The sequence below is a fragment of the Nocardia sputorum genome (genome assembly GCF_027924405.1).
Lineage (GTDB): Bacteria > Actinomycetota > Actinomycetes > Mycobacteriales > Mycobacteriaceae > Nocardia > Nocardia sputorum.
The window spans coordinates 6103092-6121592 of the sequence record NZ_AP026978.1; the positions used below are offsets into that span (position 1 = coordinate 6103092).

Here is an 18501-nt window from a genome sequence, read left to right on the forward strand (position 1 = left end):
ATCGCGGTGAGCCGGTGCGGGTGCGCGACCGGCTCACCACGCGTCACCGCTGCGCGGACCAGGATTCGCGCAGCATGGCCAGCGCGTCACCGGACAGACCCGACGCCGACATCGGCTCGTACCGATGCTCCTGCGCCGGCCGCTCCGACACGCTCGCGCCCTGAGCCGTGGCCGCGTCCACCGCCGCCGCCAACTCGTAGAGCGTGAAGTGCTCGAAGATCAGCTGTGGGGTCAGCGCAAGGCCCGCCTCGCCGGCGCGCGCCGCCCATTGGATGGCGATGACGCTGTCGCCGCCGAGAGCGAAGAATCCGTCCGTGCGGCTCACGTCGGTGATCTCGAGCAATTCCTCGAGCAGCGCGGCGAGGGCGCGCTCGGTGTCGGTCCGAGGCGGGCCCGCCTCGGCTTCGCCGGTCGCGACCTCGGACGCCGAATGGCGTACCACGGTGCGCGCGGTGTCCCACCCCTCCGGCACGACATTCGAGTCAGCAAGCGCCACATCGGGTTTCGTGGCGAACACGGTCAGGATTCGCACCAGCGTGTCGGCGAAGATCTCGCCGGTGGCCGGCTCGTAGAGCTCGGAGTTGACCACGACCCGGGTCAGCAGCTCGCCGCCGGGCTGCACCAGGAAGTCCAGATGGAAGTCCATGAACGCGGCGTCGTACTGCGGCGTGAGCGGAGTCAGGGTGGTCTCGCCGCGCGCGGTGAACTCGATGGTCGGCGCGGTGTGCCCGAACTGCATGATCACCTGGAACAGGGGATTGCGGCCCAGTACCCGGGGCGGGTTGAGCGTTTCGACAATCCGCTCGAAGGGCACGTCCTGGTGACCGAGGGCGCTGAGCGCGGACTCGCGCACCCGCTCCAGCACGGTCCGCGGTGTCGGGTCGCCCGACAGATCGCTGCGCAGCACCATCATGTCGGCGAACAGCCCGATCAGCCGGTCCACCGACCGCCCGGGCCGGTTGGCGACCGTGGCCCCGATCGGCACGTCGTCACCGCCGCCGAGCGCGTGCACCAGCATCGCGGCCGCCGCCTGGCACAGCATGAATTCCGTCGCGCCCGTCGTCTCGGCGAGCGATCGCAATGCCTGCCATGTCTCGGCCGGGAGCACCCGCGTCGCGCTCACCCCGGCGTAACCGAGTCGCGTGGGACGTGGGCGATCGTGCCCGACCGCGATCTCCACCGGCAGCCCCGCCAGTGCGCCGCGCCAGTAGTCGAGCCGGCTCCTGCCGTGATCGCTGAGGTCGTCGCGGCCCGGCGCGTGGTCGAAGGTGTTTCGTTGCCACACCGCGAAGTCGGCGAATTGCAGCGTCAGCTCCGGCCAGGACGGAACCGTGCCGCTCACCCGCGCCCGGTAGGCGGCGGTGAGGTCCTCGATGAACACCCGGCACGATTCCCGGTCGGTGACCATGTGATGGGCCAGCACCGACAGCACATGGGTGCGCTCGTCCAGGACGAACAGCCGCAAGCGGACCAGCGACTCCCCAGCCAAGTCGAAGACATGGTTCGCCTCGGCTTCCAGCGCCTCCGCCAGACGGACCGAGACCGCGTCCGCCGCGCCCTCGAGCACGGTGCGGGGCAGCTCGACCGGGCCGACCGGAGCCACCCGCTGATACGGCGTCCCGTCGTGCTCCGGGAAGCTGGTGCGCAACGACTCGTGGCGGGCGACGACGTCGGCGACCGCGTCGGCGAGCGCCGCGACGTCGAGTTCGCCGTCGAAGCGGATGGCGAACCGGAAGTTCTCCCATCCGAACGGGCCTTCCAGCTTGCGGCGCAGCCACAATGCCCGCTGGGAGTACGACAACGGGACCCGCTCGGGACGCGCCTGTTTCGACGGCGTCGTGACGTCCCCGCCGACGAGTCGTCCAGTGGGAGCGACTTCGTCGAGATTCTCCCCGAATTGATCGTGATACCGGGCGACCAGATGCGCCGCGAGACCCGCGACCGTCGGGGTGTCGAACGGCGCGCGGACGTCGACGTCGACACCGAAGGCATCGCGGATCAGGGCGACCAGCCGGGCCGCGAGCAGGGAATGGCCGCCGAGCTCGAAGAACGAGTCGTCGGCGCCTACCCGGTCGGTGTCGAACAGCTCGCCGTACAGCGCGGCGACCCGGATCTCGGTGGGCGACTCGGGTTCCCGGTAGGTGCGGGTCTTCGCCAGCATCGGCTCCGGTAGCGCGCGGCGATCGAGCTTGCCGTGCGCGCTCAGCGGCACCTCGTCGATCACGGCGAAGGCCGCCGGGACCATGTGCTCGGGCAGTGTCGCCGCGACCGTCGCGCGCACCTGCTGCACATCGATCTCGTGTCCCGGCGCGGGTACCAGGTACGCGGCCAGAATCGGGCCGAGCCGCTCGTGCTCGGTGACGATCGCGACGCACTGCGCGACACCGGGATGGTCGGCCACCGCCGCCTCCACCTCGCCGAGCTCGATGCGGAAACCGCGCACCTTCACCTGTTCGTCGGCGCGGCCGACGAATTCGATCTCGCCCTCGGCGGTGCGCCGGGCCAGGTCACCGGTCCGGTACAACCTGCCCCCGGGCAGGAAGGGGTCGGCGACGAACCGCTCGGCGGTCAGGGCGGGCCGGTCCAGGTAGCCGCGGGCGAGCTGGCGTCCACCGAGGTAGATCTCGCCGATCACGCCCGGCGGCACCAGCCGCATCGACTCGTCGAGCAGATACACGTAGACGTTGCGGTTCGGGTACCCGATCGGCACGATCCTGGTTCCCTGCGGCCCCTCGACCGGCATGGAGGTGGAGCAGACCACCGCTTCGGTCGGGCCGTAGTGGTTACGCAGGTCGGCGTCGAATTGCGCCGCGAAGCGGTCGGCGATCTCGCCGGGCAACGCCTCGCCGCCGACCGGCACGTGCCGCAACGCCCGCCAGTCGTTGGCCTCCGGGAGCATGAGGAACGTCGCCAGCAGCGAGGGCACCATGTGCAACACGGTGATCCCGTGCTCGGCGATCAGCTCGGCGACATACGGAATGTCGCGGTAGGCGTTCGGTTTCGGAACGACGATGCTCGCACCCGCGATCAATGGGAGGAAGATGTCGGCCAGCGACGCGTCGAAGCTCACCGAGGTCGCCTGCAGGACCCGCTCCGGGATGCTCGCGTCCCAGTCAGCCGCGAAGTTCACCAGGTGATCGGCGATCGCTTCGTGCGGGACGGGCACGCCCTTGGGCTGGCCGGTGGAGCCCGAGGTGTAGATGACGTAAGCGATGTTCGACGGCCGTAGCGGCGACTCGCGGTCGGCGTCGGTCGGATCGGTGTGCGGCAACCCGGCGGCCTCGGTGATCGCCGCGGCGATCGCCTCGGCGTCGAACGACAGCGCAGGCCGCGCGTCGGACAGCAGGTACTCGATGCGGTCCGGTGGATAGGCCGGATCGATCGGAAGGTATGCCCCGCCCGACTTGAGCACCGCGAGGGCCGCGACGATGAACTCCACGGAGTTCGCCATGCGCAGCGCGACGAGCCTCTCGGCGCCGACACCGCGTCGAATCAGCCAGTGCGCCAGACGATTGGCCCGCCGGTTCAACTCGGCGTAGGTGTACTCGGCTTTCTCGGACACCACCGCGACCCGATCCGGGGTCGCCGCGGCCTGCCACTGCACCAGTTCCACCAAGGTGGTCGCGGGAGCGTCGACGAGCGGACCGTGCGACGCGGCGAGGATCTCGGCGCGGTCGGCGGCGCCGAGCATATCGATCGCGCGGACCGGCTGCCGGGGATCGCCCACCGCACCGGCGAGCAAAGCCAGGTAGTGGCGCAGCAATTGGGCCACCACCGAGCGGTCCAGCTCGTCGACCAGATAGGTGGCTTCCACCCGCGCGCCCGCGTCGTCGAGCACGACCATCAGCCCCAAGGGCTCCTGGGCGACCGCGCTGCCCCAGGGCAGCTCGGTGGAGCGGACGTCGGCGAGATCGAAGCCGTTGGCCCCGCCGCGCACACTGAAGCTCAACTGCACGAGCTGGGCCAGCCCGTCGCTGCCGGCGATCCGGTCGGCGCTCACCTCGCGAACGACCCGTTCGACGCCGACACCCTGGTGCGCGAACGCGTCGCGGGCGGCGTCGCGCGTCGCGTCGACCAGCGCGCCGAAGGTCTGCGCCGGATCGATACGGGCGCGCAAGAGCAGCGTGTTGCCGAAATAGCCGATCAGCGCCTCGGCGTCGCGGCCGCGGCGGTCGGTCACCGGCACCGCGACGAGAAAGTCCGTCGCCGCGGTGTACCGCTGCACCAGCGCCTGGAACGCCGCCAGCAGCACCATGAACGGCGTCGCGGAGCGATCACGCGCCACCTCGGTGACCCGATCGAGCATTTCCGGCGGCAACGGCAGCACGCACTTGTCGGCGTTGCGCGTGGCCCCGTTCCCGCCGAGCGCTCCGGGCAGCTCGAGCCGGTCCGGCAGCGGCGTCAACCGCTCGCGCCAGTACGCCAGGTCGGCGTCGTCGTCGGCGGGTCGCTCGGCCGACGACACGTCGACGTACTGCGATCGGATCTCCGCGAGCGAGTCACCGCGGTAGGCGGCATTGAGCTCGGCGAAGAAAACCGACCAGGAATCGTCGTCCCAGCCGATGTGGTGGATCGTCAGCACCAGAACGTGTTCGGCCGGACCGGTGCGCGCGAGCGTCACCCGCAACGGCGACTCAGAGGTCAGGTCGAACGGACGGGTGAACTCCCGCCTCGCCAATACTTCGAGCCGCCTGCCGCGGCCTTCCTCGGTGAGATCGGTGAGGTCGTGCTGCTGCCAGCCCGGTCCCAGGTCGGTGTGCGCGACCTGGTAGGGGTTCCCGTCGGCGCCGACGTGGTAAGTGGTGCGCAGGATCTCGTGCCGCGCGACGACGGTGTCGAAGGCGGCGCGCAGGCGCGTGGCGTCCAGCGGGCCGTCGAGACGATAACCGACGCAGACGTTGAGCGTGGTGTCCTCCGGCGCCACCGTCTGCAGGAACCACATCCGCTGTTGCGCGGAGGACAGTGCGGCCGGTTCCCCGGGGCGCCTGCTCGGCTCCGCTTTCGCCGCCGGCGCGAGTTGCTGATCGCGCAGTCGCTGCTGGAGCAGCCGCTTGCGCCGCTCGAGGATCTCGTCTGACATGGTGGGTCCTCCAGGCTGGAAGTTCGAAGAAGGCTGAGGGCTCTGGAATCGCGGTCAGTCGGCGCCGACGGTCACCGCGGAGACCGCGCGCTCGAGTGCCGCGACGGCGTCGTGCCACAGTGCGGCGAGCCGGTCGACGTCCGCGGCGGTGAACACCGCTTCGCTCCAGCGGAGCATGGTGACCAGCTGCGGCCCCTCCTCCATGGTGCGCACTGCCGACACCACGTCGAGCGCATAGCGCAGCGGGAAGTCGGGCTCCGCCACGAGCGGCAGGCATTCGTGCAACGCCAGATCCGGGATCGGAGCCCAGGGCCGGCCCGCACCGGCCAGGTCGAACCGGCCCAGATAGTCGAACAGCACCTGCGGCTGCGGCGCGTCCGCCAGTTCGGGAGCTTCACCGAGATAACGGAGCACGCCGTAATCGATGCCGCCGTTCGGCAGGTCCGCCAGGTGTGCCGTGACGTGCTCGAGCAGCGCGGCGGCACGAGCCGGATCCGCCAGCGCCGTAGCCACATCCACGCTTGCCGCGCCCACCCCGAGCCTGGCCGGCACGATGCTGGTGAACCAGCCCACCGTGTGCGCGCTGTCCACATCGGCGCCGAGCACCGCGTCCTCCCGGCCGTGGCCCTCCATCGCGACGTACGCGCCCGCCGCCGCGTCCTGCCCGCGTTCCAGGCGCCAGCTCGCCAGCGTCATCGTCAGCGCGGCGAGCAAGAACTCGCGTACTCCCGCGCCGCCGCCACCGAGGTTGTCCAGAATCGCCGCGCTGGTCGCCGCCGGAGTGGGCACGGGGTGGACGCGGTAGGAAGCCCAGGTGTCCACTCCCGGGTCGGGGCGCCGGTTCCCGAGCACCGGGTCCGGCGGGGCGACTTGGCGGATCCAGTACTCGCGTTGCGCCGCAACCGCTTCCGTGCCAACGCGGGCGTTCAGCAGCCGGGCCCATCGCCGGTAGCCGGTGTGCTCGACCGCCGGGGTCGGCTTGCGCCCCGACGCGACCTCTGCCCAGCAGGCGGCGAGGTCGGCACAGATGATGTACCAGGAGACCGGGTCGACGGCCAGGTGATGGATGGTCAGCAGCAGCACGTCCGGAGCGCCGGACCGGCCGAACCGGACGGCGCGCACCAGATCGCCGGTGAACGGATCGATCTCGTCGGCGACCGCACGGCCGTGAGCCGCCAGTGTCGCCTCGAAGTGTTCGCCTTCCTCCACCCGGGACAGGATGTCCTGCGCGCGCACGCTGCCCGGTGCGCGCGTCTGGAGTTCGTATCCCGACGGTGCGGTGACGAATCGGGCACGCAGCATGTCGTGTCCGTCGAGCAGCGCCTGCAGCACGGCGGTCAGCCCGTCCTGATCGATGCCGTCGGGCAACTCGAGCAGATTGCTGAGGGCCAGCCTGCGGTAGCCGCCGTACTCGTGCATCCACGACACGATCGGGGTCGGATCGACCGGACCGTAGCCCTCCGAGGCCGTGGTGCGTTCCTGGTCGGTTCCCGCGTCGATCCGCGCGGCGAGCTCGCGAATCGTCGATACGCTCAGCACCGTCTTCGGGCTGATCGAAAGACCGTCCCGCCGTAGCCGGTTCACCAGCGAGATGGCCACGATGCTGTCCAAGCCGATGCCGATCAGGTCGCCGTCGATGCCGGGAACGGGACCGCCGGACAACTCGGCCACCGCGGCGCACAGGCGGTGTTCGGTACCGGTGCGCGCGGGCGCGGCCCCGGTCCCCGTACCGGCGGTACGGTCTTCCGCCAGCGCGGCGAGCCGCTGAGCGTCGAGTTTTCCGTTGCTGGTCACCGGCAGCCGCTCGACGACCAGGATCCGGTTCGGCACCATATACCCGGGCAGCCGCTCGGCCAGCGCCGCGCGCAACCGCACCGCGTCGAGACCGTCACCCACCGCGAACGCGGCCAGGCTGGGCCCGCCGGCGCGCCGTACCACGATCACCGCGGCGGCCCGCACGCCCGGCAGGGCCAGCAGCGCCGTCTCGATATCACCGATCTCGATCCGGTAGCCGCGAATCTTCACCTGGTCGTCCGCGCGGCCGACATAGGCGAGATCGCCCGAGGGCAAGCGGCGCACGAAGTCCCCGGTGCGATACATCCGTTCGCCCGTGCGGTGCGGATCGGCGACGAATCGCACTGCGGTGCTCTTCGGCATGCCGATGTAGCCGCGGGCGACCTGCGCGCCGGAGAGATACAACTCGCCCACCACGCCGACCGGCGCCTGCCGCAGGCGCGAATCCAGGACATAACCGGTCATTCCGGTGACCGGCGCCCCGATGGACGGCTCGGCCTCGCCGTCGGCCACCGCGGCGACTACCGCCTCCACCGTGGTCTCGGTGGGGCCGTAGCAGTTGTGCACGGCGGTGCCGGGCAGCGCGCACAGCTGCTTCCACAGCGGCGCCCCGATGGCCTCGCCGCCGAGCGCGAGCACGGACAGCGGCGTCGTGCCCGCGTCGACCAGTCCGGCCGCGGCGAGCTGGGCGAACATCGACGGTGTCGTGTCGATCATGTCCAGGCCGTGCCGCACGATGCCGTCGACGAGGCGGTGGGCGTCGCGCATTTCCTCGGCGTCGAACAGGTGGACGGCGTGTCCGTCGAGCAATCCGATCAGCGGCTGCCAGGACGCGTCGAAGCTGAGCGACCAGGCGTGCGCGATCCGCAGCGGCCGCCCGAGCCGCGTCACGGCGGGCCGGTACACCCGGTCGCGGTGGTCGGCGAAGTACGCGGCCAGCGCGGCGTGGGTGCCCACGACGCCTTTGGGTTCCCCGGTGGAACCGGAGGTGAAGATCAGGTAGGCGGACTGGTCCGCTCGGCCGGGCGCGGGCGCGAACATCACTGCGCTATCGGGGGTCTCGTCCATCCGCAGTATCCGCGAGCCGTCCACGATCGCACCGAGCACCGGCGGGGTGGAACCCTCGACCAGGGTCAGGCGCGGACGGGACCGGCGCAGGATCGATTCGACGCGGGCGGCGGGCAGCGCGGTATCGACCGGCACATAGGCCGCGCCGGTGGCCAAGACGGCGAGGATCGCGACGATCGACCGCGCCGAACGCGGCAACGCCACCGCGACGACCTCTTCCGGTCCGGCGCCATGTGCTGCGAGCGCTCCCGCGAATCCAACTGCGGCATCGGCCAATTCGCGGTAGGTGTAGCGGTCGTGCTCGGTGCTGAGCGCGAGCGCGTCCGGCGTGGCGGCCGCTTGGCGCGCGAACAACTCCCACACGGTGACGCCACGCACGTCCGCCGCGATCTCGGCCGGTGGCCGCGCGCTCTCGCCCGGCAGCAACACGTCCAGTGCGTCGGGCCCGCGCTCGCCGATCACGGGCAGCTGCCGCAGCACCGAGATCAACCGCGCCCCGATGTCGGGACCGGACAGGGTGCGCAGCGCCGCCTCAACCGCCTCGATCGTCACCACCAGCTGCCCCTCGTACACGAACGAGGTCACCGCCAGCGGATAGTGCGTCAGGCTCTCCGACGTGATCGGCTCGACCCGGACCCCGTCGGCCAGGTCGATGGGGCGCAGGATGTCGGACATGGGCGCGTTCTCGAACACGAACAGCGTGTCGAACAAAGTGCCGGAACCCACCGATCGCTGGATCGCCGACAGGCTCACGTAGGCGAGATCACGCATCGGTGCCGACTTGCGTTGCAGCCGCGCGCAATCGCGCACCACGTTCTCGGCGCCGACGGCCACACGGACGGGGACGGTGTTGATGAACAACCCGATCATGGTCTCAACACCGGACAACTCGTCCGGCCGGCCCGAGACGGTGGTGCCGAAGACCACGTCGCGGCGGTCGGTCAGCCTGCCGAGCAGGACGGCCCATGCGTACTGCACGACGGTGTTCATAGTCAGGCCGTTCGACCGCGCCCATGCCGTCAACCTGCTGGTGTCGGCCGCGTCCAGGGTGACGGTGTCGATGCTGGGCACAATGGTGTTCACCGCCGCGTCGCCCCGGTCGGCGAGGATGAGCGGATCGAGATCATCGAGATAGTCGCGCCAGGCACGCAACGCGGCGTCGTTGTCGCGGGCGGACAGCCAGCCGATGTAATCCCGGTAGGGCCGGGGCAGGGGCAGCGCGTCGGCCGCGGCGCCCGCCTGGTACAGGGCGAACAGCTCCCGGAAGAACACGCCGAGCGACCACCCGTCGAGCAGGATGTGGTGCGCGGTGAGCACCAGTCGCCGGGTGTCGTCGGGCAATCGCAGCAGCAGCACGCGCAACAGCGGGCCGCGGGTCAGGTCGAACGGCGCCCGCGTCTCCGCGGCGATGACGGCGTCGAGCTCGGCCGGGTCGATCGCGCGTTCGGCCCACGGCAGCTCCGCGCTGGTGGGCACGATCTGCACCGGCCGTGGAAGGTCGCGATCCCAGAACGAGGCGCGCAGGTTGGGGTGCCGCCGCAGGATCACCTCGACGCTGCGGCGCAGCAGCGTCACATCGACCGGGCCGGTGATCTGGTAGACGAACTGCAGGGCGTACAGATCACCTTCGCCGGCCAGCCTGGCCAGCGAGAACAAACCCTCCTGCAACGGGCTCAACGCGAGCACGTCCTCGATCTCGGGCATGGGCGCCTGCGTGTTCTCCGACATTGAGCGGCCTCCTGAGCCAGTGTTCTCGGGCACCATCAGCCTCGGTTCTCGGACATGAGCGCGACGACGTCGTCGAGGGACGCGCCGCCCATGATGGCCGCGACCGGCAGTTCGCGGTTCAACGTCGTCTTGATCCGCGCGCGCAGGTCGACCGCTTGCAGCGAGTCGACGCCGAGCGCGACCAGCGGGACCGAGCCGTCGATGTGATCGGGGCCGTCGACGAGCATCACCTGCCCGAGCTCGCGCCGGAGGATCTCCGCGAACGTCTCCGTCACGTCGGCTTCCGGCGGGGCGGCGGGCGTCTGTGGCGGAGGCGTCGGCGTGACCGTCGGCGCCGAGGGCTCATGCGCTGCCAGCGTGGGCGCGAAGATCGGTGTCAGACCGACGATCTCGACCGTCTCACGCAGCCGCTCCCAGTCCGCGGACAGCACCATGCTGTTGTCTGCGCGGTCGGCGAACCCCGCCTCGATGGCGGGCGCGGCGGGCATGGACTGGAGACCGGCGCCGAGAATCCTGGCTTCTACAGCGGCGTGCTCCGCGCCGGGCAGACCCCACAGTCCCCATTGCACCGACACGCAATCCCTGCCCTGCGCGCGTAGCCGCACGGCGAGACTGTCGAGCATGCGATTCGTGGCCGCGTACAGCGCTTGGTCGCGTCCACCGAGCGTGGCCACGAACGAGGAGCACAACAGCACGGTGCAGGCGGCGGTCTGCGGCACCGCGCGCAACACTTCTCCGAGCCCGAGGACCTTCGCGGCGACTGCCTCCGCGACCGCCGCCGGTTCGAGCCGCGCCCACGCGTACTGGACGGCGGCGTGCACGACCACGCTCACGGGGCGCTCGGCGAAACGCCGCGCCAGCTCGGCGACCGCGGCGGCGTCGGTGATATCGCAGGCCACGACGTCGATTTCGGTAGGACCGAGCTTGCGCAGCTCGCGCAACCGCTCGGCCACGGCGCTCGTGTCCCCGCGACGGTTCACCAGCGTGATTCGGCCCGCTCGGCCCCGGACGAGCTGCTCGCAGAATTCGAGACCGACGTATCCGGTTCCGCCGAGGATCAAGACCTCGCCGAGATCGGGCGGCGTCGACGCGTCGGACGGCTCGGCTGGGACGATGCGCTTGGCGTGCAACTTCCCGTCCCGCAGTGCGAGTTCGGGCTCGTCGAGCACATGGATGGCTTCGAGGATCTTGTCGGCCAGCGCGGCCGGATCCTGTGTCGCGGCATCCGGCGGCAAGTCCAGGTGCCGGAAGGCGATGCCGAGATGATCCGGAGCAAGACTGCGGTACGCGGCGCTCACCGCCGAGTGACCGAGCGACGGGACATCGTCCGGTCCGACGGCTTCCGCGCCGGTGGTCACCAGCCAGCAGGCGCCGACGCCCGGACCGAGCGCGGCCAGTCCTCCGGCGGCCGCGGCGAAGTCGGCGAGTTCCGCTACCGCGCCTGCTTCGTCCGTGGCCGCGATCGGCGGGAGCAGCAGCACCACTGTGTCGGCCTCGGCGTCGGAGAAGGCTGCGCCGTGGCGCGGGGCCCGCGCGCGAAGCGCCGCCGCCAGTTCGTCGGCGCGGCCGTCGTGTTCGGCGAGCCGCACGGTCCGCGGCGTGCTCAGCCCGAGCCGGGACAGCTTCCTCCATTCTTCGCGCAGCCGTGCGGGAGGCGCGGTGATCGGGACCGGCGCTTCCACACCCGACTGATACGGCGCCCACAGCCTTTTCGGGTTCATCACGGTGGACGGGAAGTCACGCAGCGGCAGCACCGGCGTCGGATCGCCCGATCCGGTGCGCAGGGCCTGCCAGCCGTAGTGCAGATCGTGTACCGCTACCTCGGCCAGATTGCGGGTGAATTCGCCCAACCCGCTCGCGGTGCGCAGTGACGTCCCGACGATGCGGAAGTCGCGGGCGGCCGCCGCCCCGTCCGCGATCTGTGACAGGTTCTCCCGCAGCGCGGGCTGCAACGTCGGATGCTCGGCGATCTCGATGAAGGTGTCCACCTCGGCGGTGGCCGCCACGACCGCGCGATCGAAGCGAACCCGGTTGCGCAGATTCCAGTACCAGTAGTCGTGGTGGGTCAGCTCGGCGGTGATCGGGGCACCGAGCGTTCCCCCGTAGCAGGGGATCTCGCCGATCGTGAACGTTTTGCTGCCCAGTTCTGTCAGCGCCGATTGGAATTCACCGCGCAACCGCGTCATGGCGGAGGTATGCGAGGGGAAGGACATCTGAATCTGCTTGGCGAACAGTCCTTGCGCGGTCGCGGTCGCCACTAGTTCCGCGATCGCCGCTTCGTCGCCGGAGACACCGGTCAGGTTCGGTGAGTTGACGAGGGAGACCTCCGCCCACCCCGAATTCCGCGCCAGCAGCGCTTCACACTCGTCGCGGCCCGCGCCGAGCACAGCCACCGCGTAGCCGTCCGACAGGTCCCGCTCCAAGAGCTGGGCCCGGTGGGTGACGATCAGCACGGCATCGCGCAACGTCAGCGCTCCGGCGACGACGCAGGCGGCGAGTTCTCCCTGACTGTGCCCGATGGTCGCGGCGGGAAGCACGCCCGCCGCCCGCCACATGGCGGCCAAGCCGATCAGGTGGAACATGCGGGCAGGCTGTAGCTCCCAGAGTGTTTCGCCGTACTCCTCACCGCTTCCGAGCAGATAGTGCACCGGCCGCGCATGGCCGTAGTGCTCCTCGTGCACCGCCGCGCACTCGTCCACGACGGCGCGGTACGCCGGCGAGGAGTCGTAGTACGGCTTGCCCATGCCGGGGCGCTGGCTGCCCTGGCCGGGGAAGACGAATCCGGCGCGGCGCGCCGTGACAGCGCCGCCGGAGGTCACAACCGCGGGATGCGCGGTACTCTCCGCGACCGACCGCAGCGCGTCGAGCAGTTCGTCGCGCGTGCCGACCATGGCCAGCGCGCGATACCGGCGGGCGATCCTGGTGCGGAACAGGTGCTGTGCCAACCGATCCGGATCCACCCGGGGATGGGCCGCGCAGTAGGCCGATATCGCGGCGGCCTCCGCGCGCAATCCCTCCGCGCTGTCCGAGGAGAGCAGGACGGGAATGGTGCCGTCCGGCAGCCGGTATTCAGGCATCGCCGTTCTCCTCCAGGACGGGCATTCCCACGATCGCGTGCGCGTTGGTCCCCGCCACCCCGAATGCCGATACCGCGCCGTAGCGGACACCGTCGATCGGCTCCCACGGCGCGTACTTCGTGGCCAGCCGCAGGCTGGTGGCCTCCCAGTCGACGGCGTCGGTCGGGTTCTCGGCCCAGAGACTCGGCACGACGTGACCGTTCGCGCCGCACAGCAGCATCTTGATCAGGCCGAGCATGCCCGCCGCCGCCTGGGTGTGACCGATGTTCGACTTGACCGAGCCCAGCAGCGCGCCGTGCGCTCGCTCGGGTGCGCCGTACATCCGGATCAGCGCGGCGAGTTCGATCGGGTCACCCACCGAAGTACCGGTGCCGTGCCCCTCGACGAGTCCGATCTGTTCCGGGGACACGCGGGCCGCGGTGAACGCGGCCCGGATCAGCCGTTCCTGCGCGTCGGCGCTGGGCACCGCCAGCGGAGCGCCTTTGCCGTTGTGGTTGACCCGAGAACCGAGCAGCCGCGCGTAGATCCGATGACCGAGCCGCCGTGCCCGCGACTCCGGTTCCAGCACCACCACTCCCGAGCCCTCACCCCACAGCGTTCCGGTGGTGCCCGCGGAGTACGCGCGGCAGTGGCCGTCGGTCGACAGCGCGTTGTTCTTCGCGAACTCGACGAACATGCCGGGCGAACCCATGACGCACACGCCACCCGCCAGCGCCCAGTCGCATTCGCCCGCGCGGATCGCCGCCGCCGCCTGATGCAGTGCGGTCAGTCCCGCCGCGCACGAGGTGTCGACGCTGATCGAAGGACCGATCAGTCCCAGGCTGTGCGAGATCCGTCCGGCCACCGCGCCGAGCGTCGTGCCGGTCATCCGGTAGCCGCTGTGCTCGCTGACGCTCGCCATGCGCGGGCCGTACTCCAGCGGTGTGACGCCCATCCAGCATCCCGCCTCGGCGCCGTCGACGTCGCCGGGATTCAGCCCGGCATCCTCGACCGCCCGCCACGCGACACGCATCCCCACGCGCTGCTGCGGATCCATCGCGACGGCTTCGCGCGGCGTGATCCCGAAAAATGCCGCGTCGAATTGCGTTGCTTCGGACAGAAATCCACCCGCGTCACGCACATCGCTCCACCCGGCGTTCCGGCCGAGAGTGCGCAATTGTTCGATCGGCCATTCCCGGTCCCGGGGCAGGGGGCCGATGAGTTCCCTGGATTCGGTGAGCGCCGACCAGAATTCCTGTGGACTGTTTATTCCGCCGGGGGCCTCGACCCCGATTCCGACGATGACGATATGGTCTTCGTCCCCCGAAGCCGATCCTGACATGGTGAACCTAACTGGAAAGAGCGGACTGTCCGGCGTCGGCGGCTGCGGCGGAAAGCAATTCCGCGACGCCGTCGATGTGGTCGTACAAATAGAAGTGCCCGCCGTCGAAGAGCGTGACCGAGCCGCCCCGGCTGCTGTGCGCCAGCCACGGCCGCAGATCGGCGACGGTGACGAAATCGTCGTCGGCTCCGCCGATGACCTCGATCCGCGCGCCGATCCGCGCGTCCGGACCACAGGTGTAGGCGTCGAACGCGCGATAGTCGGCCTTGAGGACGGGCAGCGTCATCCGCATGATGTCGCGATCGGCCAGCACGTCCGCGCCGGTGCCGTTCAGGGCGATGAGCCGGTCGAGCAGCGCCTCGTCCTCGGTGGGCAGCGGCTCGCTGTCGGCCACCAGCGCCGGCGCCACCGCGCTCGACGCGCCGAGCAGCGCCACCGGCACACCGGCCGCCTCCGCTTGCCGGACGAACTCGAAGGCCACCATCGCTCCGACGCTGTGCCCGAATACCGTAAGGGGAACGCCGCGGTGATACGGCGATTCGAGGAATTCCGCGAGGGCGCCCGCCGCGAGTTCGGCGAGATCGGCCGCCATCGGTTCGGCAGCCCGATCCTGACGTCCCGGATATTGCACGAGAACGACGTCGAAATCAGCACTGAGCCGCTTGGACATGGTGCGGTAGGTGGAAGCGCCACTGCCCGCGTGGGGAAACAACACCAGTGGCGGCAGGGTTTCCGCGGCGGGCTTGTGAAACTTCCGAAGCCACCCAGGTTTTCTCGACATCCAACAGCTCCTACACATGACGCGGTGTCAGCGAAAAGTTCCCACGGCCAGTCGAATTCGACCGCGGGCCGCTGCGGCCGAAAGCCGCCCTTCCGGAACGGCCGGGCCTCGCCGACCACGTGAGGTTACCATAGGCTAACCTTACATTCATCCAGCAGGGCCACTACCGAACGGAGCTCGACAACCGATGAACCCGACCGAAACGCCTTATGTCATCGCGCGCGAGCTGACCGACATCTCCGATGAGCTGCGGGCCGTGCCCGCTCCGCCGACGCCCGCCCTTCCCGCACCGTTCGACATCCGCACGGCCGACGCGGACGGCGCCGACGCGGAGCTGCTCACCGAATGGATGAGCCGGCCACACCTGGTGGAGACGTGGGAACAACCGTGGCCCCTCGAACTGCGCAGGCAGAATCTGCGCGCGCAGCTGCTCGGATCCTATTCCCGCCCATACATCGTCGGCTACGACTTCACCGCGGCCGGTCGGCCGGAGCTGGGCCGCCGCGACATCGCCTACTTGGAGCTCTACCGCCCGGCCAAGGACGAGATCGCCCGCATCTATCACGCCGACCCCTACGACGTGGCCTTCCACCTGGCCACCGCCGATCCGGAGGTGATCGGGCGGGGCATCATGTTCTCCTTCGTCAGCGGCCTGCTGGCCGGCGTCTTCGAAGCGGAACCGCGGTGCCGCCGCATCGTGATCGAGCCCGACCACCGCAATGTCGCGGTCCGGCGCATGACCGAACGGTTCGGCGTTCCCGATCTCGGCGACTTCGACATCCGGCCGGATCGCCGGATCACGCTCTACTATCTCCCGCGCACCCCGGCGGACATCCCGGTCGCGCGGTAGTGCGCCGCGGCGCGCGGCCGCGGCGCCGCGAGCGTGGGCGCTCACCCGAGCGCCCGCGCGCCGGCCACCTGCGGATAGGGACCGTATCGCCGCGTGACCGGTTGCAGGACGCGATCGGAAAGTTCGCCCAGGCAGCTGAGATTCGGGAATCCCGGCCCCTGCGCCACCCCGGCCAGATTGGGCAGATACAGCTTCGTGTCCATCGCCGACACCGCGAGGTCGTAGCCGATCGATACCTCGATCCGCTCCTGAGTCGGCCTGCCGCCGACCGCGAGCTCCAGCAGATCCGCCGCGTCCTGATCGAAGAGGTCCAAGAACCAGAGCGGCTGTCCGCCAGTGGCATCGATGACCAGATCGAAAGTATGCGTTTGATCCGGACGCCGCTCGTTGCGCAGCGTCAGGGCCACCCCGTCGCCCTGCTCGGCGACCCGGACGGCACGGCCTTGCAGGTGATGCACGCGGCTGTCGCCGAGCAGGCTCTCCTGCACCCGTACCGAGAAGACGCCGCGATCGGTGCGGCGGATGACGTCCCGCCGCTCCTGAACGGTCAGTCCCGCCCATTTGACCGGATCGCTGAACAGCGAGTTCTCGAAGTAGCTTTCGCCACGGGTGTAGATGGTGGCCATCGGTGAGATCACCGAGATCGACAGCATCCCGTGGCGCACCAGCTCGTCCAACGCGGAGCCCGCGGTCTCGCCGCCGCCGATCACCGCGACCCGGGAGGACACCGGCAGGCTGCGCCGCCCGGCCAGATCCCAGAATTGCGCGATGCTCAGCACGCGCGGATGGTCGGCGAGGGCTTTGGTGCTGGCGCCCGGGCCGGTGATCATCAGTCCGGCCGCGTCCAACCGGACCGCGCTGCCGTCGGGATCGGTCGCGGTGACCAGCCACCCGTCGGCGGTCGCGCCGATGGATCGCACTCTGCCCGAGATCAGTTCGAGATCGATCCGGTGCGCCACCCACTGCAGGTACTTGGCCCAGACGTGGTGGGCCGGATTCGGGCGGCCTCGATCGATCCACTCGGCATAGGTGCCCTGCTCGATGAGGAACGACGTCCAGCTGTAGGACATCATGGCTGCGTTGATCTCCTGGTTGCGTCCACGCGCCCAGGTCGAGTGGTACGGGAAGCCGATGTCCTTCTCCGGGCTCGTGCCCAGCCGGTGCCTGCCGTCGGTCCAGCCGCCGCTCGGCAGCCAGTTGCCGCCGACCGCGTGTGCCTCGACGACCACGACCCGAGGAGCGGGCAGGCCGAGCGTGCGCAACACATGCGCTTTCGCCGCCACCGCAAGGGCTTTCGGACCAGCTCCGATGACCAGAAGCGTTTCCACCGGTTCTCCACTCTCTCCGACGTCCCGCGGCTTCCCGCTGAGTGCGCGGGGTCTGCTCCGCGCCGACAACCAGAATCCGTCTGGATCATGTTTGCATAGGCTTACCTTATATTGCACACTCGTACCCGACCAGAGCGGTGACACTCACACCCGCGAACGATTGGATGAACAAATGACCACTCCGAACAAGGCACTCGCCCGGCTGGCCGCGACGGCGGTCGCGCTCACCGCCGCACTCGTCGGCGCGGCGGGTACCGTTGCGCCCGCGGTCGCGGCGCCCTTGGTCGCACCCCTGCACGCTCGAGCCCCCGGCGCCGGTGAGCTGACCGCCAAACTGCGCGTTGCCATCAACACCGGCGCCGCGCGCAGCACGCGAGCGGCGGAACTGGAATCCGGCGACGCCGGCGTCGCCACGATGGACAAGATCGCGGGCCTGCTCGCGATCTCCCCGCCGAGCCTGCGCTACAACGTGATCAACCCGTCGACCTCCGGCGACCGGATCGACGCGCAACTCCTGATCACCACCGAGGGCTACCCGGACTTCACCTACGACGTCTCGTGGAAGCAGATCGACGGCTATTGGAAGTTGACCCGCCAGGCGGAGTGCAGCCTCGCCTCGGCGCTCGCGCTGTCCTGCTGAACCAGAACCCTTCTCCTCCGCGGTTTTCCGCGGGAGCCGACGGTCGAGTGTCGCGCGACTGCACCTACAGCGCGCGACATTCAACTTTCGTTAGGCTAACCTTAGTGCCATGGGTAAAGGCTTGAACGGTCTGATGGTCAAGGCGTGGGGTGGCAACGACTACCGGCTCACCGTCACCTCGACCGAATACGTCACGGACAAATACGTGCGACTCGGCTTCACCGCGGGCGGGCTGCTCGCCGATCACCCGGTGCACCCCACCCAGTGGATCCGCGGCTGGTTCCCGGACGGCGACAGCGGCAAGTTGCAGCAGCGCGGCTACACGCTGGTCGACCCCGATCCGGACGGCGACCGCTTCTCGATCGAGTTCGCGCTGCACGACGGGCCTGCCGCCCGCTGGGCCCAGAACGCCTCCGTCGGTGACGAACTCGACGCGTCCGTGCTCGGCTCGAATTTCCAGCTGCCGGAGTCCACTCCCGGCGAATACCTCATCTTCGGCGACACCGCCTCACTGCCCGCGATCAACTCGCTGCTGGACGCCATTGGAGACACCCCGGCGCGGGTCTGGCTGGAGTGGCAGTACGAATCCGACACCACGATCCCGCTGCGCAACAAACCGCATCACCAAGTGACGTGGGTGCAGCGGATCGATGACGGCAGGTTGCTGCGGGAAGCGGCACAGGAACTCACCTGCCCGGCGAACGCGTTCGCCTGGGTCGCCTGCGACGGGCACACCACCCGCTCGATCGTGAAGAGCTTCAAGACGATGCACAATCTGCCCAAGACGGCGATCAAATCCCAGGCCTACTGGAAATGAGGTCCGCGACGCCGCAC

The 18501-nt window shown here is 69.8% G+C and carries 9 protein-coding genes; 3 read left to right on the top strand and 6 right to left on the bottom strand.

Annotated elements, in window-relative coordinates; genetic code table 11:
* Nucleotides 1–43 precede the first annotated feature (43 nt).
* From QMG86_RS27480 to QMG86_RS27500, 5 genes are read right to left on the bottom strand one after another with little or no spacing between them, the layout of a single operon-like run.
* Complete coding sequence (locus QMG86_RS27480) at nucleotides 44–5080, bottom strand: non-ribosomal peptide synthetase (RefSeq protein WP_281875596.1); 5037 nt, start codon at nucleotides 5078–5080, stop codon at nucleotides 44–46.
* 54 nt (nucleotides 5081–5134) lie between these two features.
* Nucleotides 5135–9670: a non-ribosomal peptide synthetase gene (locus tag QMG86_RS27485; protein WP_281875597.1), complete on the bottom strand. Its 4536-nt coding sequence runs from the start codon at nucleotides 9668–9670 to the stop codon at nucleotides 5135–5137.
* Nucleotides 9671–9705: 35 nt separating this feature from the next.
* Complete coding sequence (gene nbtC / locus QMG86_RS27490) at nucleotides 9706–12747, bottom strand: nocobactin polyketide synthase NbtC (protein ID WP_281875599.1); 3042 nt, start codon at nucleotides 12745–12747, stop codon at nucleotides 9706–9708.
* Nucleotides 12740–14068: a beta-ketoacyl [acyl carrier protein] synthase domain-containing protein gene (locus QMG86_RS27495; protein WP_281875600.1), complete on the bottom strand. Its 1329-nt coding sequence runs from the start codon at nucleotides 14066–14068 to the stop codon at nucleotides 12740–12742. The genes nbtC and QMG86_RS27495 overlap by 8 nt, the downstream gene beginning before the upstream one ends.
* 7 nt (nucleotides 14069–14075) lie before the next feature.
* Nucleotides 14076–14849, bottom strand: a complete 774-nt coding sequence (locus QMG86_RS27500; RefSeq protein WP_281875601.1) for a thioesterase II family protein — start codon at nucleotides 14847–14849, stop codon at nucleotides 14076–14078.
* A gap of 187 nt (nucleotides 14850–15036) precedes the next feature.
* On the opposite strand from QMG86_RS27500, the gene QMG86_RS27505 reads away from it, so the two are divergent.
* Complete coding sequence (locus QMG86_RS27505) at nucleotides 15037–15699, top strand: GNAT family N-acetyltransferase (protein WP_281875603.1); 663 nt, start codon at nucleotides 15037–15039, stop codon at nucleotides 15697–15699.
* A gap of 41 nt (nucleotides 15700–15740) precedes the next feature.
* On the opposite strand, the gene QMG86_RS27510 is transcribed toward QMG86_RS27505, so the two are convergent.
* On the bottom strand, nucleotides 15741–17027 hold the full coding sequence (locus QMG86_RS27510) for a SidA/IucD/PvdA family monooxygenase (RefSeq protein ID WP_281875605.1): 1287 nt from the start codon (nucleotides 17025–17027) through the stop codon (nucleotides 15741–15743).
* A 172-nt stretch (nucleotides 17028–17199) separates the two neighbouring features.
* Between QMG86_RS27510 and QMG86_RS27515 the strand changes: the two genes are divergently transcribed.
* The gene (locus QMG86_RS27515) at nucleotides 17200–17667 is read left to right on the top strand and encodes an MTB12 C-terminal domain-containing protein (protein ID WP_281875606.1); all 468 of its coding nucleotides are present in this window, start codon (nucleotides 17200–17202) and stop codon (nucleotides 17665–17667) included.
* Between the two features lie 109 nt (nucleotides 17668–17776).
* Nucleotides 17777–18484, top strand: a complete 708-nt coding sequence (locus QMG86_RS27520) for a siderophore-interacting protein (RefSeq protein ID WP_281875607.1) — start codon at nucleotides 17777–17779, stop codon at nucleotides 18482–18484.
* The last annotated feature ends 17 nt before the right edge of the window (nucleotides 18485–18501 follow it).

Coding starts and splice junctions, on each gene's coding strand:
- QMG86_RS27520 (WP_281875607.1), top strand. CDS start 17,777: ATGGGTAAAGGCTTGAACGGTCTGATGGTCAAGGCGTGGGGTGGCAAC.
- QMG86_RS27495 (WP_281875600.1), bottom strand. CDS start 14,068: ATGTCAGGATCGGCTTCGGGGGACGAAGACCATATCGTCATCGTCGGA.
- QMG86_RS27500 (WP_281875601.1), bottom strand. CDS start 14,849: ATGTCGAGAAAACCTGGGTGGCTTCGGAAGTTTCACAAGCCCGCCGCG.
- QMG86_RS27480 (WP_281875596.1), bottom strand. CDS start 5,080: ATGTCAGACGAGATCCTCGAGCGGCGCAAGCGGCTGCTCCAGCAGCGA.
- QMG86_RS27515 (WP_281875606.1), top strand. CDS start 17,200: ATGACCACTCCGAACAAGGCACTCGCCCGGCTGGCCGCGACGGCGGTC.
- nbtC (WP_281875599.1), bottom strand. CDS start 12,747: ATGCCTGAATACCGGCTGCCGGACGGCACCATTCCCGTCCTGCTCTCC.
- QMG86_RS27485 (WP_281875597.1), bottom strand. CDS start 9,670: ATGTCGGAGAACACGCAGGCGCCCATGCCCGAGATCGAGGACGTGCTC.
- QMG86_RS27505 (WP_281875603.1), top strand. CDS start 15,037: ATGAACCCGACCGAAACGCCTTATGTCATCGCGCGCGAGCTGACCGAC.